Here is a 21,281-nt window from a genome sequence, read left to right as displayed (position 1 = left end):
ACGCCCGCTCCGGCAGCGCGCCGTCCGGCAGATCGTGTTCGTACCCACTGCTGTGGCTAATTCGTTTGGCCCCTGACTATCAGGGAGCTAATCTACCTCTCGTGGAACTCGTGACCCTCCAGGACGTGCCGCTCGGCCGGCTGCTGGTGGTGGCCGGGCACCTGGTCGGGCAGCGGTGGAATCGCTACCTCGCCGAGGAGCACGGCCTCACCCAGGCCGGCATGATCACCCTGATGACGCTCGCCCGACACGGCGAGCTGCCCCATCGGGAGGTCGCCGAGAAGGGCTTCGTACGCCCGGCGACCCTGACCGGCATCGTCGACACGCTTGAGCGTGACGGCCTGGTCGAGCGGCAGCGCGATGACAGCGACCGGCGCAGCATCCGACTCGCCCTCACGCCCGCCGGGCGGGAGCGGGTGGCCGCGCTCGGCGCGCTCATGCACTCCGGACGGCCACTCACCTCGGTCGACGCCGACCCGGCGAAGGCCCAGGTGATCCGAGAGTTCCTGCTCGAGGTCATCGGCAGCGGAGACGACCCGCGGATGACCGGACGCCCAAACGAAATGAAGGACCCGGCGTGCTGATCCGACTGTTGCGCAGCCAACTGCGCACCTATCAGAGACCGTTGCTGGCGGTGGTGCTGCTCCAGTTCGTGGGCACCATGGCCTCGCTCTACCTACCCAGCCTCAACGCGGACATCATCGACCAGGGCGTGGCCCGGGGCGACACCGACTACATCGTGCGCACCGGCGGCTGGATGCTGCTGGTCAGCCTGGTCCAGATCGTCTGTTCGATCGCCGCCGTCTACCTGGGCGCCCGGGTCGCGATGGGCTTCGGCCGCGATGTCCGCGCCGGGCTGTTCGGGCACGTCAACCGCTTCTCCGCCCGCGAGGTGGCCCGGTTCGGAGCGCCGTCGCTGATCACCCGCAACACCAACGACGTGCAGCAGGTGCAGATGCTCGTGCTGATGAGCTGCACGATGCTGGTCGCCGCACCGATCATGAGCGTCGGCGGCGTGTTCATGGCGCTGCGTGAGGACATCGGGCTCTCCTGGCTGATGCTGGTCAGCGTGCCGGTGCTGGCCATCGCGCTCGGCGCGATCATCCGTCGCATGGTGCCGGGCTTCCGGCTGATGCAGACCCGCATCGACACCGTCAACCGGGTGCTGCGTGAGCAGATCACCGGCATCCGGGTGGTCCGCGCGTTCGTCCGCGAGCCGTACGAGACGGACCGCTTCGCCGTCGCCAACGCCGACCTGACCGCCACCGCGCTGCGTACCGGCCGGCTGATGGCGTTGATCTTCCCGGTGGTCATGCTGGTGCTGAACGTCTCCAGCGTGGCGGTGCTCTGGTTCGGCGCGCAGCGGGTGGACGCCAACGCGATCCAGGTCGGCGCGCTCACCGCCTTCCTGCAGTACCTGATGCAGATCCTGATGGCGGTCATGATGGCCACCTTCATGATGATGATGGTGCCCCGGGCCGCGGTCTGCGCCGAGCGGATCGTCGAGGTGCTGGACACCGACTCCTCGGTGGTCCCGGCCACCGAGCCGGTCACTGAGCTGCCCACCCGAGCCGAGTTGGAGCTGCGCGGGGTGCGCTTCCAGTACCCGGGTGCGGTCGAGCCGGTGCTGCGGGACATCTCCTTCCGGGCGACCCCGGGCACCACCACGGCGATCATCGGCAGCACCGGCGCGGGCAAGACGACTCTGCTGTCGCTGATCCCCCGCCTGGTCGACGTCACCGCCGGCGCGGTGCTCGTCGACGGGGTGGACGTGCGGGAGTTGGCGCCGGACGAGTTGTGGCGTCGCATCGGCCTGGTGCCACAACGGCCGTACCTGTTCACCGGAACGGTCGCCAGCAACCTGCGCTACGGCAACCCGGACGCCACCGACGAGGAGTTGTGGACGGCGTTGGAGATCGCCCAGGCCCGGGACTTCGTGGCCCAGATGCCCGGTGGCCTGGACGCGCCGATCGCGCAGGGCGGCACCACCGTCTCCGGTGGGCAGCGGCAGCGCCTGGCCATCGCCCGGGCCCTGGTCCGGCAGCCCGAGATCTACCTCTTCGACGACTCGTTCTCCGCGCTCGACCTGGGCACCGACGCGCGTCTGCGAGCGGCGCTGCGGCCGGTCACCGCGCAGTCCGCGGTGGTGATCGTGGCCCAGCGGGTCTCCACGATCATCGACGCCGACCAGATCATCGTTCTTGAGGACGGAGGGGTCGTCGGAGTGGGACGACACGCGGAATTGTTGGACACCTGCCCGACGTACGCCGAGATCGTGGCCTCGCAGCAGACGGCGGAGGTGGCGGCATGAGCGAGCGCGACCAGCCGCGCACCGCGGCCGTACCCAGTCAGAAGCCGGCGGGCGACGCGCGGACGCCGAAGCGGCTGCCACCCGGCCGGCAGGGCGGTGGCCCACCGTGGATGGGCGCCGGGATGCCCGCCGAGAAGTCGATGAACTTCGGGCCGTCGGCCCGGCGGTTGCTCGGCCGGCTCCGCCCGCACCGGCTGCACCTGACCGCGATCATCACGCTGGCCGTGGTGAGCGTCGGGTTCAGCGTGGCCGGGCCGAAGATCCTCGGCCACGCCACCGACCTGATCTTCACGGGGGTGATCGGTCGGCAGCTGCCCGCCGGCACCACCGCCGAGCAGGCCGTCGCCGCGGCCCGGGCCAGCGGCAACGACAGCTTCGCCGACATGCTGGCCCGGATGGACGTGGTGCCCGGGGTGGGCATCGACTTCAGCGCCCTGAGTCGGGTGCTGCTGCTGGCGCTCGGGCTCTACCTGGCGGCGAGCGTGCTGTCATGGTGGCAGGGCTGGCTGCTCAACGGGGTGGTCCAGCGCACCGTGCTGCGGCTGCGCGCCGAGGTGGAGGAGAAGCTCAACCGACTTCCGCTGCCCTACTTCGACCGGCAGCCACGCGGTGAGTTGCTCAGTCGGGTCACCAACGACATCGACAACATCTCCACAAGCCTCCAGCAGACGCTCAGCCAGCTGCTCACCTCGCTGCTGACCGTCGTCGGCGTCCTGGCCGTGATGTTCTGGATCTCGCCGCTGCTGGCCCTGGTGGCCCTGGTCGCGGTGCCGCTGTCGGTGCTTGTCACCCAGCGCATCGCCAAGCGTTCGCAGAAGCAGTTCATCGCACAGTGGACGCACACCGGCGAGTTGAACGGCCAGATCGAGGAGGCGTACACCGGTCACGAGCTGGTGAAGGTCTTCGGCCGGCAGCGTGAGGTCGAGGCCGCGTTCCACGCCAAGAACGAGGAGCTGTTTCGGGCCAGCTTCGGGGCGCAGTTCATCTCCGGGATCATCATGCCGTCGATGATGTTCATCGGAAACCTGAGCTACGTGGCGATCGCCGTGGTCGGCGGCCTGCGGGTCGCCTCCGGCACGATGAGCCTCGGCGACGTGCAGGCGTTCATCCAGTACTCCCGCCAGTTCACTCAGCCGCTCACCCAGCTCGCCTCGATGGCCAACCTGCTCCAGTCCGGGGTGGCGTCGGCCGAGCGGGTCTTCGCGGTGCTCGACGCCGACGAGCAGACGCCCGACCCGGTCGAGCCCGCCCGGGTCGTCGACCCGCACGGTCGAGTCGAGTTCGAGCACGTCTCGTTCCGCTACGAGCCGGACAAGCCACTGATCGACGACCTGTCCCTGGTCGCCGAACCAGGGCACACGGTGGCAATCGTCGGCCCCACCGGCGCCGGCAAGACCACGCTGGTCAACCTGGTCATGCGCTTCTACGAGTTGGACGCCGGCCGGATCACGCTCGACGGGGTGGACATCACCACGATGCGCCGCGACGACCTGCGTGGCCGGATCGGCATGGTGCTCCAGGACACCTGGCTCTTCGGCGGCACCATCCGGGACAACATCGCCTACGGGCGGCCGGACGCGACCGAGGAGGAGATCCTCGCCGCGGCCCGGGCCACCTTCGTGGACCGGTTCGTCCGCAGCCTGCCCGACGGCTACGACACGGTCATCGACGAGGAGGGCAGCAACGTCAGCGCCGGCGAGAAGCAGCTCATCACCATCGCTCGGGCGTTCCTCGCCGAGCCGTCGCTGCTGATCCTCGACGAGGCCACCAGCTCGGTGGACACCCGTACCGAGGTGCTGCTGCAACGGGCGATGGCCGCGCTGCGCTCGGACCGGACCAGCTTCGTCATCGCGCACCGGCTCTCCACCATCCGCGACGCGGACCTGATCCTGATGATGGAGAACGGCCGGATCGTCGAGCAGGGCACCCACGAGCAGTTGCTCGCCGCCCAGGGCGCGTACCACCGGCTCTACCGCTCACAGTTCACCGGCGCGGTGGTCGACGAGGAACCGACCGCCCAACCGGCGTCGGTCTAGGGCGGGGGGGGCGGGTCGCCGTGCGCGCAGCGCGATCGACGGCCCGCCCCGGGCCCGCCGGCCGGTCAGTCCGGCGGCAGCAGATCGGCCGCGCGGGCGGCGACCTGCCCGCCGATCAAGGCGAGCGCGGCATCGACAGGCATCGGGGCCAGGGCACGGCCGCCGCGCAGGCGCAGCGCGACGCGCCCGTCGGCCACCTCCCGGGCACCCAACACCCCGAGGTACGGGACGCGGCGGCGGGCCGCGTCCCGGACCCGGGCGCCCAGCGAGCCGGCGACGTCGACCTCGACCCGCAGGCCGGCGTCGCCAGCGGATCGGGCCAGGGCGGCCGCCGCGTCGACCTGCCCGTCGTCGACCGGCAGCAGCACCAACTGCACCGGCGCGTACCAGGCCGGGAACGCGCCCTCGTGCACCTCGATGAGGTACGCGAACAGCCGTTCCATGCTGCCCACCAGGCTCCGGTGCACCAGGACCGGTCGACGCCGGCTGCCGTCCGAGTCGGTGTACGACAGGTCGAACCGTTCCGGCTTGTCGAAGTCCACCTGGATGGTGGAGATGGTCGACTCCCGGCCGGCGGCGTCGACGATCTGAATGTCGATCTTCGGACCGTAGAAGGCGGCCTCCCCCGGCGCCTCGACGTACTCCACCCCGGCCAGCGCTTCCCGGAGCAGCTCCTCGGCGCGGGCCCACTGCGCGTCGTCGCCGACGTACTTCTCGCCCGGCCCGCGCAGCGACAGCCGGAACCCGGCCGGGCGGACGCCGAGCGCGGCGTGCGCCTCGCGGATCAGCCCGAGGATCTCGACGACCTCCGCGCCAACCTGGTCGGGGGCACAGAAGGTGTGCGCGTCGTTCAGCGAGATGGCGCGTACCCGGGACAGCCCGCCGAGCACGCCGGAGCGCTCCGAGCGGTACATCCCGCCCAGCTCCGCGACCCGCAACGGCAGCTCCCGGTAGGAGCGGCCACGGGCCCGGAACACCAACGAGTGGTGTGGGCAGAGCGCCGGCCGGAGCACGAACTCGTCGTCGACGCTCAGCCGCATCGGCGGGAACATGTCGTCGGCGAAGTAGCCGAGGTGACCGGAGAGTTCGAAGAGTTCGCGCTTGCCCAGCGGCGGCGAGTAGACGTGCTGGTGGCCGGAGCGGCGCTCCAACTCCCAGACGTACTCCTCGACAGCGTGCCGGGCGGCGGCGCCGGCCGGCAGCCAGATCGGCAGGCCGGCACCGGCGAGCGGATCGGAGACGAAGAGGTCCAGCTCGCGGCCGAGCTTACGGTGGTCGATCATGTCGGGCTCCTGGATCGGGTACGACCCGGAGGCGACCTGGGCTCCGTTCGGCGCGCTGACCTCGGGGGCGGATCGCCCCGGGGCCTGGTCGACGGTGGTTACGTCAGAGCGGCGCGCCGGGGATACCCGGCGTCGTGGTCACCACTACCGCTCTGCGCATGCCGCGACCGTACCCACCGGGCAGTCGAAGATGCACCCGGATTTACGGCGGAGGGGTGGGCCGCCGGCGCGGGACCCGCCGGCGGCCCTGGCGGCCGAATCGTCAGGAACGGGGGACCCGACGGGCGTGGCCGCGCCGACAACGGTACGCCGACGAACGCCGATCCGCCGCCCGCCTGGAACGGGTGGGGCTGCCACCGAACCCGTCACCCGGCAGCGATCAGCCTCGTTGTAGCTGGGTGGCCCAGTCGTGTCGACGGTCACGACAGGCCGGGGCCGTCCACCGTGACGCCGGACACGACGGCAGGCTCAAGACACAATCGGCCGCATCCGGCGAGGTGGCAGGCGTGCCCGAACTTCTGACTGACGTCGCGTCGCCGACGTGGGCGTACTTTTTGCTGCTTGCTCTGCTGATCGCGGACGCCTTCGTCCCGGTGATCCCCACCCAGCTCGTCATGATCACCAGTGGCGCGCTCACCGTCTACGGCGGGCTCAGCCTGCCGGCCACCATCGCCGTCGGCACGCTCGGCGTGTTCGTCGGCGACCTGGCCTGCTACCTGCTCGGGCGCAGCGCACCGGACCGCCGGCCACCGCGGCACGCCGAGCTGAGCCGCGCCCGCCGGGTGGCCAGCCGGGTCACCCAGGGGCTGCGGCAACCGGGGCCGCTGGTCATCCTGCTCTGCCGGTTCGTGCCCGGCGGCCGGATGGCGGCCTGCTTCTCGGCCGGCCGCAGCCGCTACCCGTACCGCCTGTTCGTGCTCTACGAGGCCGTCGCCGCGCTGGGTTGGGCCAGCTACGGCGCGCTGGTCGGGCACCTGGGCGGCACCGCCCTGACCGAGTCGGCGTGGCGGCTGGCCATCATCGCCACCGCCGCGGCGGCCGGCTTCGCCGCAGCCGGCTGGGCCATGACCATGTTGAGCGCCCGGCACGCCCGCGCCGCCGCCGCCGCAGTAGACGTCCCCATCGACTGAGTGTCGCTCGACCTGCCCACACCCGCGCGATCTTGCACTTTCTGTCGCCGCATTTGGTGTGAACCACGCGAAACGGCGTCCGAAAGTGCAAGATCGCGGGGCTTAGGGGTTGTTCCGGGGGGTTAACTCGGTGGCTGTCCCGGATTCGGCTCGGGTGCCTGCGGCGACAGGCTGAGGTATGCCTGGAACCCGGAGTACCGGCCTGCTGGCCCTCGGCGGGATCGCCCTGGCGGCGCTGCTCACCGTGATCGGCCACGTCGGAGTCAACGACGACCTCAGCCCATTGACGTTGACCATCAGCGATTTCGCGGTCTCCGACCGGGGCGGCGTCATCGATGTCGCCATGGTGGTGCTCGCGCTCGCCACCGTGGCGCTGCTGTACGGACTGCGCCGCGCCGGCCGACCCCGACCGCACCGGGTCGGGACGGCCGAACTGCTGCTCGGCGCCTGGGTGGCCGGCCTGCTGCTGGCCGCCGTGGTGCCGACGAACGAGCCGGGCACCGCCATGACGACCGCCGCCTACCTGCACCGGTACGCGTCGGTGGTCGCCTTCCTGGCGTTGCCGGTCGGCGGGTGGCTGCTCGCCCGCCGACCCGACCTGGCCCCCGCCGCCCGCACGCTACGCACCCTCGTCCTGCTCAGTCTCGCCTTGGCGGCGGCGATGGTCTGGTCCGCCTACCCCGGCGATCGCTTCCTGCTCGGCCTAGCCGAACGCCTACTGATCCTCACCGAGGTCGGGGTCCTGACCACGGTAGCGGTGCTCCAGACCCGCCGAACGGTCGAGAAAACCGGTTACTCCAGCTCGTGGAGCATGAGCTGGCGGGCTGCCTCGGTGATGGAGCCGGAGAGACTCGGGTAGATGGTGATGGTCTGGGCCAGCTCGTTGACGGTGAGGTTGTTCTCCACCGCCATGGTGATCGGCAGGATCAGCTCGCTGGCCTTCGGCGCGACCACCACACCGCCGATCACCTGACCGCTGGCGGGCCGGCAGAACAGCTTCACGAAACCGTCGGAGAGGTCGTCCATCTTGGCTCGGGCGTTGCCGGCCAGCGGCAGCATCACCTGCCGGGCCGGGACCTTGCCCGCGTCCACCTCGTCCTGCGAGACACCCACGGTGGCCAGCTCCGGGTCGGTGAAGACGTTCGCCGCGACGGTACGCAGCCGCAGCGGGCGGACCGCCTCGCCGAGCGCGTGCCACATGGCGATCCGGCCCTGCATCGCGGCGACACTGGCCAGCAGCAGCACGCCGGTGCAGTCGCCGGCGGCGTAGATGCCGGGCACGTTGGTCCGGGATGCCCGGTCGACAGTCAGGTAGCCGCCCCGGCCCAGCTCCACCCCGTACTCGACCAGACCCAGGTTGGCCGTGTTCGGGATCGAACCGACAGTGATCAGCGCGTGCGAGCCGGTCACCTTACGGCCGTCGGAGAGCTCCACCTCGACGCCGTCGGCGGTGCGCCGGACCGCGTCGGCCCGGGAGTTGTTGAGGATCTCCATGCCCCGGTTGCGGAACACCCGCTCGATGGCGGACGCGGCGTCGGCGTCCTCGTGTGGCATCACCCGGTCCCGGCTGGAGACCAGGGTCACCTGCACGCCCATCGCCAGGTACGCGCTGGCGAACTCCGCGCCGGTCACGCCGGAACCGACCACGATCAGGTGCTCGGGCAGCTCCGGCAGGTCGTACACCTGTCGCCAGGTCAGGATGCGCTCACCGTCCGGTAGAGCGGTGGGCAACTGTCGGGGTGTGGAGCCGGTGGCCACCAGCACGGTGGACGCGTCGATCGAGTATTCCTCCCCACCGTCGGCGGGGGTGACGACGACCCGGTGGGTGTGCCCGAGGGAGTCCTCGCCGAGCCGGGCGGTGCCGGCCACGAAGGTGACCCCCGCCTTGAGCAGCTTGGCGTGGATGTCCGCGGACTGCGCCAGGGCCAGCCGCTTCACCCGCTCGTGCACCGCTCGCGCGTCGACGGTGACCGCCTCCAGGCCGTCCGAGTGCACCCCGAACTCCTCGGTGTCGCGGTAGCCGGTGACCACCCCCGAGCTGGCGATGAAGGTCTTAGAGGGTACGCAGTCGGAGAGCACGCAGGCCCCACCCGCACCGTCGGCCTCCACCACGGTGACATCAGCGTCCAGCTGGGCGGCGACCAGTGCCGCCTCGTACCCGGCCGGCCCCCCGCCGATGATCACGATCCGGCTCACAGCGTTCGCCCTTCGTCCATGCTCACAGTGACTTTCTTCTCCCCGGCGCATTCGACACGCACAGTCGTATTCTCCCCCACCCGTCAGCCGGGCTATCGTCATCGCCGTGCGTCATCACGCCGCCTACGGCTCAAATCTCGACCCCGCCCGAATGCGCGCCTACTGTCCGCATTCCCCGATGGTGGGCACCGGCTGGCTGGAGGGCTGGCGGCTGACCTTCGCCGGCGCGGACGTGATCGGCTGGGAGGGCGCGGTGAGCACCCTCGTCGAGTCGCCCGGCGACCGGGTCTTCGTGGCGCTCTACGACATCCACCCGTACGACGCGGGCCAGCTCGACGAGCTCGAGGGGGTGACCGCCGGCACGTACCGCAAGCTGCACGTGCGGGTCTCCACCCTCGACGGCGACGTGACCGCGTGGATCTACGTCTTCAACGGGTACGAGGGTGGCCTGCCGACCTCGTGGTATCTCTCCGAGATCGCGAACGCCGCCGAGAAGGCGGGCGCTCCGGACGACTACGTCACCGAGCTGCGGGCCCGCCCCACCGGCACCGCGTCGGCGTAGCAGCGCGTTTCGCACGCCACCAGTCTGCTACCGCTGTCGACCGGATCCCCGGTCGGGCCCGACCGGGGTCGGCAATCACACACCGGGCCACCGATCGTCGACGGGATGCTCAGACCAGCTCGACCCGGGTGCGGTGCAGCAGCTCCACCAACTCGGCACCGTCGGCGGGGCCGAGGGCCGTGAACGCCGGCGCGGTCAGCCGATTGGTCACCGCCTCCGCCCAGAGTCGGCGGCGCACCAGCGGGCCGATCGGCGGATATGGCGGCGGCCAGCCGCAGGCCACCGCCCCGGCCTCGCCCTCCGGTCCGGCCAGCACGGCCTCCAGCGGAGTCATCCCGGCGGCGCGTACCGCCAGCAGGTAGGCACCTGTGAAGTGTTCCCGGAGCAGCCGCAGCCCGGCGGCGCTGCGGGCCCCCGGCGAGAGATCCGGAAGCGGCATGGCCCGCCACGCGGCGAAGAGCGGCATCCCGCTGGCTTCCGCCGCCCCCACGGCCCGCTCCACGAGCATCGACAGACGCTCGGTGCCGGGCAGGGGACCGAGCTGCTGCGCCCCCCACCGGCAGCATTCGGCCAGGCTCGCGGCGGCCACCTCGAACGGCGGGACGACCCGAGCGGCAGCGTCCCAACCGTCGGCGACCGCGTCCGGGGCGATGAACCCGAGGGCGGCGGCGGCCGTCTCGGCCCGCACGTCGCCGAGCGCGCCGGCCCGGCCACTGATGTAGAACGCCCAGCCGGAGATGCCGAGCAGTCGGGCCCGACGCAATGTGGTCGGATCCCGGCTGAAGGCGTCGCCCAGGTCGAGCACGACGGGCTTGCTGGCAGCAGCGATCTGCTCCGGAGTCACCGTGATGCCCGCCTCGCGCAACCCGACCCACCGACCACGCCCCGACCCGGGGTCACCCGCCGTAGCCGGCCCGCACACTCGTCGTCGTCCATCGATGGTCAGTCTGCCGCGCCACCGCCCGCGTCCGCATTCCCCTCTTCGGCCGCCAGTGCCTCGACCGCCGCCTCGACCTCACCCGCGCGCCGCCGAGCCACGGTGACCGCCCGCTCGGCGGCACGCCGAGCGAGCTTGGCCCGGCTGAGATCCTGCTCGGCGACCGCGCGCCGCCGCTCCAGCTCGGCCAGCTCAGCCTCCAGGCCATCGAGTACCGCCACACCCTCGCGCTCCTGCCCGGCCGCCTCGGTCAGCTCCGCCTCGGCGCGCTCCTGGTCGGCCTGTGCCTTCGCCAACTCCCGGACCATGGCGCGGCGCTGCCGGGCCCGCTCGGCTCGGGCCGCCCGCTGCGCAGCCTGCTCGGCGCGCTCCGCCGCCCGGTCCGTGCGGGGCGCCGCCTCGGGGCGGCCCCGCTGGGCTGCGGGCCGGCGGGCTGGGCGCTCCTGCTCGCGCTTGTCGTCGTCGCCGGTGACCAGCCGCAGTTGCGGCCGGGGCACCTCGCCGAAGCCGGCGTAGCTGGCGGCCCGCAGCAGCCGACCCGCCCGCACCTGCTCGGCGACCTCGACGTCGGAGAACGCCGCGTTCAGGGTCGCCTCCACCTCGGCCAGCGGCAGCCGGCTCGCCGGTGGCGCGTCCGGCTCTGCTGCGGCGAGCTTGCGGACCTCGGCGACCAGTGCGCCGACCACCGCCCGGCGCTGCGCGGACAGCTCCCGTAGTCGGGGCCCGCGCAGCTCCCGCTGGGCGGCACGTAGGGCGTCGGCGAGCTGCACCAGATCGGCGACCAGCTCCGGTCGTCGGATGGCGAGCAGGTTCACCAGCCAGGCAGCCACCGTCGGGCGACGCAGCCCGGCCAGTTGTCGTGCGGTGGTCGGGTCGCCGGCGCGGCGGGCCTCGGCCACAGCGGCGTCCCGGGCGGCCACGAACCGGTCCGGTGGGGTGCGGTAGAGCTGCTGCACCAGCTCTGCGGAGAGGCCGGGCATCGGGGTCAGACGTCCACCCGGCTACCGGGCTCCAGCCGCTGGTATTCGGTGCCGGACAGCGCGGTGTACTGCCGGTCGAGCACGCCCAGCCCGTTGTCGTTGAGCAACGCGTCGTGCAGGGCGTACGCGCGCCGCGGCGCGACCGCGCGGATGAAGTCGACCACCTCGGAGAACTTCGACCAGGGGGCGTGGATCGGCGCGAAGAGCGTGTCGACTGGTGTCTCGGCGGGCACCACCAGGGAGTCCCCTGGGTGATAGACCACGTCGTTGATCAGGTAACCGAGATTGTCGATCACCGGGATGTCGGGATGGATCACCGCGTGCCGCCCCCCGTACGCGCGCACGGCGACCCCGGCGGCGGTGAACGACTCACCGGCGCTGACCGGGTGCAGCACGTCGGCCGTGTCGCCCAGGGCGTCGGCGAGCGAGGCGGGCCCGTGGATCGAGAACGGCGCTCGGTCGAGTTGGTGGCGCACCGCGGCCAGGTCGAGGTGGTCGGGGTGTTCGTGCGTGATCAGCACCGCGTCCGCACCGTCCAGCGCGGCCGCGGCGTCGCTGAACACCCCGGGGTCGACGACGAGCACTCCCCCGTCGTGTTCCACCCGGAGGCAGGAGTGGGCGTACTTGGTGAGCCGCATCGTGACTCCTCGATTATCGAATCGTGACGTCCTCAGCGCAGTCTGCCGGAACCGGCTGACGTGTGCGTCGCGTCCGAGCTATCGCTACACCGGTTGACGACGATGGGAGCGGGGATGGACGGACAGGTGGGACGACGCCGCAGTGCGCTGCTGGCGGCGACAGCACTGGCGGCGACGCTGGTGCTGACCGGGTGCGGGGCCGGAGACAGCGGGTCGAAGGACGCCGCTGGCTCGGCGGCCGAGGCCCCTGCGAACGGTGCGGACCGGGAGGGCCTGTTGGGGGGAGCCCCCGAGGCGGCCGGAGCCGGGGCGCCGCAGGACGGCAAGGCCGGGCCAGCTCAGGAGGGCGGCGCCGCGGCACCGGATCTGAGGATCGATCAGCGGGCGATCATCTACACCGGAACCATGCGGGTGCAGGTGAACGATGTGGACACCGCGGCCCGCGAGGTCATCGCAATTGTCACCCGAGCCGGTGGCTTCGTCGGAGGTGACCAGCGGCGCAGCGCCCAGGCCGATGCGGTGGCGGAGCTGCAGCTGCGGGTGCCGGCGGCGAAGTTCACCGGTGTGGTCGACGAGATCGCGAAGCTCGGCCGCCAGCAGCGCCGGGAGATCAGCACCGAGGACGCCACCGAGGCGATCGTCGACCTGGACGCGCGGATCATCAGTCAGCGGGCCAGGGTGGAGAGTGCCCGCCGACTGCTGGCCCGCGCCACCTCGATCACCGACCTGGTGTCGTTGGAGAACGAGCTGGGTCGCCGGGAGGCCGACCTGGCGTCGCTGGAAGCCAAGAAGCGGCGACTGGCCGACCTGACCGCCCTGTCCACGATCACCGTGTCGCTGGCCGGGCCGGCGGCGAAGGTCACCGAGGAGAAGGCCGAGACCGGCTTCCTGGCCGGGCTCAAGGGCGGCTGGAAGGCGTTCGTGGTCTCGTTGACCGTCCTGCTCACGGTGCTGGGCGCACTGCTGCCGTGGCTGGTGGCGTTCGGCGTACCGCTGGGGGTGCTCCTGGTGTTGCTGCGCCGACGGCGCAAGACCCCGGCGCTGGTCGCGCCGGTCAGCGCGCCGCCGCAAGTGCCCGCAGCGCGGTCTGCACCATGACGCGGACGCCGACCGGGATGGCCCGCTCGTCCACGTCGAAGCTTGCGCGGTGCAGGTCGACGTTGGGGCCGGACCGACCCACGCCGAGCCGGGCGAGGGCGCCGGGGACGTACTCCAGATACCAGGAGAAGTCCTCGCCGCCCATGCTCTGCGGCGTCTCGGCGATCCCCTGCGGGCCGAGCGCTGCGGCGGTGGCGGCGGTCAGCACCTGGATGGCGCGGGAGTCGTTGCACACCGGCGGTCGGCCGCGCAGGTATTCCAGGTCGACCGTGGCACCGGTCGGTGCGATCACGTCCCGGACGACCTGAGCGACGATCTTGGGAGCCTGCTCCCACGTGTCGCGGTCCATCACCCGCAGGGTGCCGGAGGCGCTCGCCTCGGACGGGATGACGTTGTAACGGGTGCCGGCCGAGGCGTGGCCGAAGACCAGCAGCAGGCCACTGTTGGCCGGCACCCGGCGGCTCACCAGGGCGGGCACCTCGGTGATCAGCCGACCGAGCGCGTCGACCATGTCGACGGTCAGGTGCGGGCGGGCGGTGTGCCCGCCCGGGCCGGAGAGTCGGACGGTCACGTTGTCGGCGGCCGCGGTGATCGGACCGACCCGCAGGCCGACCTGGCCCACCGGCAGGTTCGGGTCGCAGTGCAGCGCGAAGATCTGCACCACGTCGTCCAGGCCGCCGGCCTCGATGACCTCCAGCGAACCGCAGGGCAGGATCTCCTCGGCGGGCTGGAAGATGAGCCGGACCCGGCCGTTCAGCTCACCGAGGTCGGCGAGCTGGGCCAGCAGCATGCCGACGCCGAGCAGGATCGAGGTGTGCACGTCGTGCCCGCAGGCGTGGCAGACGCCCTCCACGGTCGACCGGTAGGGGACGTCCTTGGGGTCGTCGAGCGGCAGGGCGTCGATGTCGGCGCGCAGCGCCACGACCGGGCCGTCCGGGACGCCGTTGACGTCGCAGATCACGCCGTTGCCCTTGGGCAGCAGGCGCGGGTTCAGCCCGGCCAGCGACAGTTCCCGGGCGATCAGCGCGGCCGTCTCGAACTCGTTGCCGGAGAGCTCGGGGTGCGAATGGAGGTGACGGCGCGTAGCGATCAGCCCCGGTACCCGGAGCGCGAGAAGGTGGTCCAGTTCGCGGGGCAGAGGCTGGGATCCGGGGGGCGTCTCCGGCCAGGACGACGCCAGCTGGCCGCCCGAAGGCAGCGTCAACGCACTCGTCACGTCGAATTCTCGATCACTAGAAATGGATGGATCATCGGGGACAGCAGACAGCCTAGACCTCCGACGGTGACGCTGCGCAACCTCGTTCCGGTAATGGTCAGACCGCACAGAGTCACGTATGCCCTGCTGAGGACGCTCGTCAAGGTGAGGGACAGCAGGTAGATCACGGTCGAACGCCGCCATTAGCCCCTCACCTCCTACAACGCGTAACCGAACGCGGCGGTCACGAATCCCGGCGCCACTCGGAGCCCTGTTGCAAATTGTCGCATTAGTCGGGGTGGCGAACTGACACTCCGACAATTAGCCGACCACACTCCGCAACCAGCCGGATAAGGACGCTCACACGCACGCTCACACCATGGGCGCACACGGTGTGCGTCCAGGCTCAACCGACGGGGTACCCGCTGAGCCCGGTGGACACACCGCGACCGGGGAACAGTCGCGGCCGGACGGTCAGAAGCGATCGGTGGGCCGGTACAACCCCCACACCTCGCGCAGCGTCCCGCAGACCTCACCCACGGTCGCCCGGGCCCGCAGCGCCTCCTTCATCGGGTACAGCACGTTGTCCGTGCCGTCGGCGGCAGCCCGCAGATCGGCGAGCGCTCGCGCCACGGCGTCGGCGTCCCGCTCGGAGCGCAGCCGAGCCAGCCGGTCGGCCTGGGCCGCCTCGATCGTCGGGTCGACCCGCAACGGCTCGTACGGCTCCTCCTCGTCCACGGTGAACCGGTTGAGCCCGACCACCACCCGTTCCCCCGAGTCGATCTCCTGGGCGATCCGGTACGCGGACTGCTCGATCTCCCGCTTCTGGAAGCCGGCCTCGATCGCGTCCACCGCCGAGCCGTGGTCGGCCACCCGCTCCATCAACTCGATGGCGGCAGCCTCGATCTCGGCGGTCATCGCCTCCACCACGTACGACCCGGCGAACGGGTCGACGGTGGCGGTCAGGTCCGTCTCGTACGCCAGCACCTGCTGGGTACGCAGCGCGAGTCGGGCGGCCTTCTCGGTGGGCAGCGCGATCGCCTCGTCGAAGCTGTTGGTGTGCAGCGACTGGGTGCCGCCGAGCACCGCACCCAACCCCTGCACCGCCACCCGAACCAGGTTCACCTCCGGCTGCTGTGCGGTGAGCTGCACGCCAGCCGTCTGGGTGTGGAACCGCAGCATCATCGACTTTGGATCCTTGGCGCCGAAGTCGTCACGCATCAGCCGGGCCCAGATCCGCCGGGCGGCGCGGAACTTCGCCACCTCCTCCAGCAAGGTGGTGCGGGCCACGAAGAAGAACGACAGCCGGGGGGCGAAGTCGTCGACGGCGAGCCCGGCGGCCAGCGCCGCGCGTACGTACTCCACGCCGTTGGCCAGGGTGAACGCGATCTCCTGCGCGGGCGTCGCGCCGGCCTCCGCCATGTGGTAGCCGGAGATGGAGATGGTGTTCCACTTCGGCACCTCCTTGCGGCAGTACGCGAACGTGTCGGCCACCAGGCGCAGCGACGGCTTCGGCGGGAAGATGTACGTCCCCCGGGCGATGTACTCCTTGAGGATGTCGTTCTGGATGGTGCCGTTGAGCGCCGCGCCGGGCACCCCGTTCTCCTCGGCGACGAGTTGGTAGAGCAGCAGCAGCACCGAGCCGGGCGCGTTGATGGTCATCGAGGTGGAGACCTTGTCCAGCGGGATGTCGGCGAAGAGCAGCCGCATGTCCTCGATGGAGTCGATCGCGACGCCCACCTTGCCGACCTCACCGTGCGCGATCGGCTCGTCCGAGTCGTAGCCCATCTGGGTCGGCAGGTCGAAGGCGACCGAGAGGCCCATCGTGCCGGCCCGCAACAGCTGGTGGTAGCGCGCGTTGGACTCGGTGGCAGTGCCGAAGCCGGCGTACTGGCGCATGGTCCACGGGCGGGAGGTGTACATGGTGGGGTAGACACCCCGGGTGTACGGGAACTCGCCAGGGCTGCCGAGCCGGGAGTCCAGGTCCTCCGGAAGGTCGGCCTCCGTGTAGACGCCGTTGATCGGGAAACCGGACTCGCTTGACCGCCGTTGGTTCATCCCCGGATGGTAAGACGCCCAGCTACATCGCCGCGTGAGGGATACCGCACAGTGCGTCCCGACCCGTCGACAGGAGGTGAACGACAGGGCACGTTCTGTCGACTTCGCTAATCGCCCGTCGCGTCGGCTTTCGCATCGGGCGTCGGAACCAGCAAGATAGGGGGGTTGTGTCCCAGCCCCCCTCGATTTCCCCCGGTGGCTTTTCTGTGACTCAGATCCCGACCTGGAGCGGCGGACAAGTTGGTCCCGCCAACGGACGAGCGGCGCCCGGCACCACAATTGGTGGCCGGTACTCGCTGCGGTCCTCGGTGGGCAACGGCGGCATGGGCACGGTGTGGCGCGCCACAGACACCCTGCTGCGCCGCGACGTGGCGGTGAAGGAGGTCGTCCTGCCCCCGGGGCTGGCCCCCAGCGACCGTGACGCCATGTACGAACGCACCCTGCGCGAGGCCCGCGCCGCCGCCGCCATCCAGCACCCCGCCGTGGTGCAGGTGTACGACGTGGTCACCGAGGCCGGCCGACCGTGGATCGTGATGGAGCTGCTGGACGCCCGCAGCCTCGCCGACATGGTGATCGAGGACGGGCCGGTCGCCCCCCGCGCCGTTGCCAAGATCGGCATCGCGCTGCTCGGCGCGCTGGAGGTCGCGCACGCGATCGGCGTGCTGCACCGCGACGTCAAACCCGCCAACGTGCTGATCTGCTCCGACGGGCGCTGCGTGCTGACCGACTTCGGTGTCGCTCGGATGCCCACCGACGTGCAGCTCACCACCCCCGGCATGGTGCTCGGCTCACCGCACTTCATCTCGCCCGAGCGGGCCATGGGCCAGGAGTTCGGCCCGCCGAGCGACCTCTTCTCGCTGGGTGTGACGCTCTACACAGCGGTCGAGGGGCGTCCGCCGTTCGACAAGGGCGACCCGATCGAGACCATGCACGCCGTCGTCGAGGACCCGCCCGCCCCGCCGCAGCGCAGCGGCCCGCTGACCCGGGTGCTGATGGGTCTGCTGGAGAAGGACCCAGCACGCCGCCTGGACGTGCACACCTCCCGGGCCATGCTGCGCGAGCTGCTCGCCGGCCCGCTGGGCAGCACGGCGACGGCCGTCCACTCGGTCACCGACCCGTACGCCGTGGTGCCGGTGCAGCAGCGCCCGATCCCCGTCCTCCCGCCGGCCCAGCCGGAGCCGAAGCCGGACAGCCAGATCGGCGGCCCGGCGATGCTGGCCCCCGGTGAGTCCCTGACCGACCGACTGGCCGCGCTGCGCCGGGGCGAGCGCCCATCGGCGGCCGGCGCGACCGGCGGGCTCGACGAGACCAGCGCCGACGCGTTGGCCGGTCCGCTGCACACGCCCACCGGCGCGATGCCGGCCCCCGGCCGACCGGCCGCCGGGCACACCTACGGCGGCAACGCGGACGCCACCCAGCGGGTGGACGCCGGCGGGCACCCCGACGCCACCCAGCGGGTCAGCTACGGCAGCCCGGCCGACGCCACCCAGCAGGTCGGGTACGGCGGCGCACCGGAGGCCACCCAGCGCATCGGCGGCACCTACGGCGGCGGCAACCAGTGGTCGGTGCCGGGCACCGGCCAGCCCTGGGCCGCCACGCCCGCCGCTTCCGGCGGCGGCGCTCTGGACAAGGTCCGGGCCACCGGAGGTCAGCTCGTCACCACGATCAAGGGCTGGCCGCGCAAGGTGCAGCTCGCCGCGGCCGGCGGGTTGGTCGTCGTGCTGTTGCTCACCGTGGTGGCGCTCTCCGGCGGCGAGGACACCCCGCCGAACACCCCGGCGGCGCAGCCCACCACGTCCGCCACCCCGGCGGCTCCCACCGTCGAGATGCAGGAGCACACGGCCCGCGGGATCCAGGTCATGGTGCCGAAGGGCTGGAAGAAGGCCACCGGCGGCTCGTACACCGACTACATCGACCCGGCGGACAGCGGCCGCAAGGTGCGCATCATCACCGAGAAGTGGTCCAGCAGCTCCGTCCGGTGGGCGGAGACGGCGCAGAACGGTCTCAAGACCCGGACCACCTCCTGCGTCAAGCCGTACAACCAGATCTCCTCCACGGAGACCGAGCTGGCCAGCAAGCCGGCCGCCGAATTCGAGTACACCTGCGGCGAGGGTGACGTCATGCGGCACGGCGTCTGGCAGGGCGTGGCGCAGGACGGCAAGGCGTACTCGTTCTACCTCACCGCCACGGACGCCAAGTTCGCGGAGAGCAAGCCGATCTACGACGAGATGGTGCGGACGTTCCAGCTCACCGGGAACGGCTGAGCCGGAGGGAACCCACAGGCGTGATCCGTCGCCGTGCTATCAAGGGGCATGGCGGCGGACACCACTGACATTGACGACATTCGCGAGCAAGCTCGGCGCTGGTTGGCCGACGACCCCGACCCGGTCAGCCGGGACGAGCTGACGGCGGTGCTCGACGGGCTGCCGGCGAGCGCCCCGGAGCTGGCCGACCGGTTCGCCGGCCCGCTGACCTTCGGCACGGCGGGCCTGCGCGGCCCGCTGCGCGCCGGCCCGAACGGCATGAACCTCGCCGTGGTCACCCAGGCCGCTGCCGGCCTGGTCACCTGGCTCGCGGCCCAGGGTGGCACCGGCCCGCTGGTGATCGGGTACGACGCCCGGCACGGCTCCCGGCAGTTCGCCGAGCGCACCGCCCAGGTGGCCACCGGGGCTGGCCGCCCGGCGCTGCTGCTGCCCCGCCCACTGCCCACCCCGGTGCTGGCGTACGCGGTGCGCCACCTCGGCGGTGTCGCCGGAGTGATGGTCACGGCCAGCCACAACCCGCCGCAGGACAACGGCTACAAGGTCTACCTCGGCGCGGAGCTGGGCGGCGAGTTGGGTGCCGGCGCGCAGATCGTGCCGCCAGCCGACGCCGGCATCGAGGCGGCAATCCGATCGGTCGGGCCGCTGGCCCAGGTGCCGCTGGGCGCACCCGGTCAGGTGCTCGGCGACGACCTGGTCGCCGCGTACGTCGAACGGGCCACCGCGGTGATCGACCCGGACGGGCCACGGGACCTGACGGTGGCGTACACGCCACTGCATGGGGTGGGCGCTGCGGTGCTCACCGCCGCCTTCGCTCGCGCTGGTTTCCCGACTCCCGGTGTGGTGCCGGACCAGGCCGAGCCGGACCCGGCGTTCCCCACCGTGTCGTTCCCCAACCCGGAGGAGCCGGGGGCGGTGGACCGGCTGATCGCCCTGGCCGACTCCACCGGCGCGGACCTCGCCATTGCCAACGACCCGGACGCCGACCGTTGCGCGGTGGTCGTCCGCGACGACCGGGACGGCTGGCGGATGCTGCGCGGCGACGAGGTGGGCGTGCTGCTCGCCGACCACCTGATGCGCCGGGGGGTGACCGGGCTCTACGCCACCACAATCGTGTCGTCGTCACTACTGCGGGCGATGTGCGCGGCCCGGGGCCTGCCCTACGACGAAACGCTTACCGGCTTCAAGTGGATCGTGCGGGCCGGCGGCGGGAGCGCGCCGCTGGTCTTCGGCTACGAGGAGGCGCTCGGCTACTGCGTCGCCCCGGAACACGTTCGGGACAAGGACGGCATCACCGCCGCGCTGACCGTGGCCGAGCTGGCCGCCGGCCTCAAGACGCAGGGCCGCACGCTGACCGACCGGCTGGACGAATTGGCCGCCGAGTTCGGCGTGCACCACACCGACCAGCTCTCCGTCCGGGTGGACGACCTGCGCGTCATCGCCGACGCGATGGCCCGGATCCGGGCGGCCACCCCGACCGCCCTGCTCGGGCAGCCGGTGGACAGCGTCAAGGATCTGCTGCCCGAGTCGGACGTGGTGATCCTGCGCACCGCAGCGGCCCGGGTGGTGATCCGCCCGTCCGGGACCGAGCCGAAGCTCAAGGCGTACCTCGAGGTGGTGGAGCCGGTCGTGGACGGTGACGTCCACACGGCCCGCAGCCGGGCGGCGTCGGCCGTCGACAGGCTCCGCGCCGAGGTCAGCGCTGCCCTGGGCGTCTGAACCCCGCAGCACCCACCCACAACAAACCCATCCTTTGCTCTGCACCCGTGGATGCGCCACTCGGCTGTCGGCCAGTGGCGCACGGGCGGGTGCAGAGCAAAGGGTCTGCCAAGCGGGGTCGACCCGACGGTCAGCGGCGCGGGCCGAGGGCCTGGTCGACTGCCCGGGCCAGGGCGGCGACGACCAGGCCGACCGACGGGCGAACCACCGAGTCCTCGGTGCTCACCTCGCCGGAGAACCCGGCGCCGGTGGCGATCTCCTGCAACCGGCGGCGGGCGTCGGCGGCGGTCTCGCCGCTCACCCCGAGCGCGGACTCCATCCGGAGCACCACGACCAGGGTGGCCAGCGCGGCGGTCCGCTCGTCCGGGGCTGCCGCGCCTGTCAGCGCCTCGGCCAGCCGCTGCCGGGTCTCCGCCTCGACGGAGGAGTCCACGACCGGGTAACGGTGCACGTGGATGAAGCCCAGCTCGGTCTCGTCGACGTCCCGGACGACGCCCTGCCGGCACAGGTCGGCGAGGATCCGGTCGCGCAGACCGTGCCGTAGGCGCTGCACCCAGGACGCCGGGGTGTGCGGGGTGTCGGCGGCGATCCGGTCGAGGACCTCGTCGCTGAACGGCTCGCCGATGGGCGTCGGGTCGACCACGGTCAAGGACCCGTCGGCGTACGCGATCCGACCGGCCAGGGCCAACTCGACCAGCACTGCGGCGGCCATACCCAGGTCCAGGCTGATCCGCGGCATGGTCGCCTTGCCGGTCGAATCGTCGTAGGCGAGGAGCAGCAACTCCTCGGCGAGCGCAACACCAGTCATGGCCGGAGACGGTAGCGGGTCCGCGCACCAGCGCGCACGGACCCGCCGGACCCGGCACCGACCGGGTCA

The 21,281-nt window shown here is 71.7% G+C and carries 17 protein-coding genes; 9 read left to right on the top strand and 8 right to left on the bottom strand.

Going from position 1 to position 21,281, the window contains the following annotated elements; translation table 11 throughout:
• Positions 1-101: 101 nt before the first annotated feature.
• From IF46_RS0102885 to IF46_RS0102875, 3 genes are read left to right on the top strand one after another with little or no spacing between them, the layout of a single operon-like run.
• Positions 102-584 (top strand): MarR family winged helix-turn-helix transcriptional regulator, encoded by a 483-nt coding sequence (locus IF46_RS0102885; RefSeq protein WP_030486677.1) that lies wholly within the window; start codon positions 102-104, stop codon positions 582-584.
• On the top strand, positions 578-2,311 hold the full coding sequence (locus IF46_RS0102880; RefSeq protein WP_030486676.1) for an ABC transporter ATP-binding protein: 1,734 nt from the start codon (positions 578-580) through the stop codon (positions 2,309-2,311). Before IF46_RS0102885 ends, IF46_RS0102880 begins: the two co-directional genes overlap by 7 nt.
• A complete protein-coding gene (locus IF46_RS0102875) occupies positions 2,308-4,347 on the top strand; it encodes an ABC transporter ATP-binding protein (protein ID WP_030486675.1) in 2,040 nt (679 codons plus the stop codon). The genes IF46_RS0102880 and IF46_RS0102875 overlap by 4 nt, the downstream gene beginning before the upstream one ends.
• Before the next feature lie 65 nt (positions 4,348-4,412).
• Here IF46_RS0102875 and thrS read toward each other — a convergent pair whose 3' ends face one another.
• Entirely contained in the window at positions 4,413-5,630 is a 1,218-nt protein-coding gene (thrS, locus tag IF46_RS0102870) for a threonine--tRNA ligase (RefSeq protein ID WP_030486674.1), read from the bottom strand.
• Between the two features lie 506 nt (positions 5,631-6,136).
• Here thrS and IF46_RS0102860 point away from each other — a divergent pair.
• Together IF46_RS0102860 and IF46_RS0102855 are read left to right on the top strand one after the other, a co-directional pair.
• Positions 6,137-6,760, top strand: coding sequence for a DedA family protein (locus tag IF46_RS0102860; protein WP_030486673.1), 624 nt, complete (start codon positions 6,137-6,139; stop codon positions 6,758-6,760).
• A gap of 178 nt (positions 6,761-6,938) precedes the next feature.
• Entirely contained in the window at positions 6,939-7,619 is a 681-nt protein-coding gene (locus IF46_RS0102855; protein WP_084597728.1) for a DUF998 domain-containing protein, read from the top strand.
• On the opposite strand, the gene IF46_RS0102850 is transcribed toward IF46_RS0102855, so the two are convergent.
• On the bottom strand, positions 7,553-8,956 hold the full coding sequence (locus IF46_RS0102850; RefSeq protein WP_030486671.1) for an NAD(P)H-quinone dehydrogenase: 1,404 nt from the start codon (positions 8,954-8,956) through the stop codon (positions 7,553-7,555). The genes IF46_RS0102855 and IF46_RS0102850 overlap by 67 nt on opposite strands.
• 106 nt (positions 8,957-9,062) lie before the next feature.
• Between IF46_RS0102850 and IF46_RS0102845 the strand changes: the two genes are divergently transcribed.
• Positions 9,063-9,518 carry a gamma-glutamylcyclotransferase gene (locus IF46_RS0102845; RefSeq protein ID WP_030486670.1) on the top strand — a complete coding sequence of 152 codons (456 nt, stop codon included), beginning with the start codon at positions 9,063-9,065 and terminating at the stop codon, positions 9,516-9,518.
• A gap of 109 nt (positions 9,519-9,627) precedes the next feature.
• Here the strand turns inward: IF46_RS0102845 and IF46_RS0102840 are convergent, their stop codons facing one another.
• The 3 genes from IF46_RS0102840 to IF46_RS0102830 all read right to left on the bottom strand — a co-directional run bounded on the left by IF46_RS0102840 (position 9,628) and on the right by IF46_RS0102830 (position 12,073).
• Positions 9,628-10,362 carry an SCO6745 family protein gene (locus IF46_RS0102840; RefSeq protein ID WP_030486669.1) on the bottom strand — a complete coding sequence of 245 codons (735 nt, stop codon included), beginning with the start codon at positions 10,360-10,362 and terminating at the stop codon, positions 9,628-9,630.
• 98 nt (positions 10,363-10,460) lie between these two features.
• Complete coding sequence (locus IF46_RS0102835; RefSeq protein WP_030486668.1) at positions 10,461-11,435, bottom strand: hypothetical protein; 975 nt, start codon at positions 11,433-11,435, stop codon at positions 10,461-10,463.
• A 5-nt stretch (positions 11,436-11,440) separates the two neighbouring features.
• The gene (locus IF46_RS0102830) at positions 11,441-12,073 is read right to left on the bottom strand and encodes an MBL fold metallo-hydrolase (RefSeq protein WP_030486667.1); all 633 of its coding nucleotides are present in this window, start codon (positions 12,071-12,073) and stop codon (positions 11,441-11,443) included.
• Positions 12,074-12,166: 93 nt separating this feature from the next.
• Between IF46_RS0102830 and IF46_RS0102825 the strand changes: the two genes are divergently transcribed.
• Entirely contained in the window at positions 12,167-13,171 is a 1,005-nt protein-coding gene (locus IF46_RS0102825; protein ID WP_084597727.1) for a DUF4349 domain-containing protein, read from the top strand.
• Here the strand turns inward: IF46_RS0102825 and IF46_RS0102820 are convergent.
• Together IF46_RS0102820 and IF46_RS0102810 are read right to left on the bottom strand one after the other, a co-directional pair.
• The gene (locus IF46_RS0102820) at positions 13,128-14,387 is read right to left on the bottom strand and encodes an amidohydrolase (protein ID WP_030486665.1); all 1,260 of its coding nucleotides are present in this window, start codon (positions 14,385-14,387) and stop codon (positions 13,128-13,130) included. The genes IF46_RS0102825 and IF46_RS0102820 overlap by 44 nt on opposite strands.
• Before the next feature lie 453 nt (positions 14,388-14,840).
• Positions 14,841-16,424: an acyl-CoA mutase large subunit family protein gene (locus tag IF46_RS0102810; RefSeq protein WP_030486664.1), complete on the bottom strand. Its 1,584-nt coding sequence runs from the start codon at positions 16,422-16,424 to the stop codon at positions 14,841-14,843.
• 206 nt (positions 16,425-16,630) lie between these two features.
• Here IF46_RS0102810 and IF46_RS0102805 point away from each other — a divergent pair, with 206 nt between their 5' ends.
• The gene (locus IF46_RS0102805) at positions 16,631-18,688 is read left to right on the top strand and encodes a serine/threonine-protein kinase (RefSeq protein WP_030486663.1); all 2,058 of its coding nucleotides are present in this window, start codon (positions 16,631-16,633) and stop codon (positions 18,686-18,688) included.
• 48 nt (positions 18,689-18,736) lie between these two features.
• Positions 18,737-20,404, top strand: coding sequence for a phospho-sugar mutase (locus tag IF46_RS0102800; protein ID WP_030486662.1), 1,668 nt, complete (start codon positions 18,737-18,739; stop codon positions 20,402-20,404).
• Positions 20,405-20,534: 130 nt separating this feature from the next.
• Here IF46_RS0102800 and IF46_RS0102795 read toward each other — a convergent pair whose 3' ends face one another.
• Entirely contained in the window at positions 20,535-21,212 is a 678-nt protein-coding gene (locus IF46_RS0102795) for a GOLPH3/VPS74 family protein (protein WP_030486661.1), read from the bottom strand.
• Between the last annotated feature and the right edge of the window lie 69 nt (positions 21,213-21,281).

The organism is Micromonospora chokoriensis, assembly GCF_000718555.1.
In the GTDB taxonomy this organism is placed as follows: Bacteria; Actinomycetota; Actinomycetes; order Mycobacteriales; family Micromonosporaceae; genus Micromonospora; species Micromonospora chokoriensis_B.
Note: the sequence above shows the minus strand (reverse complement) of the source record. Positions and strands in the feature narration are given on the sequence as shown.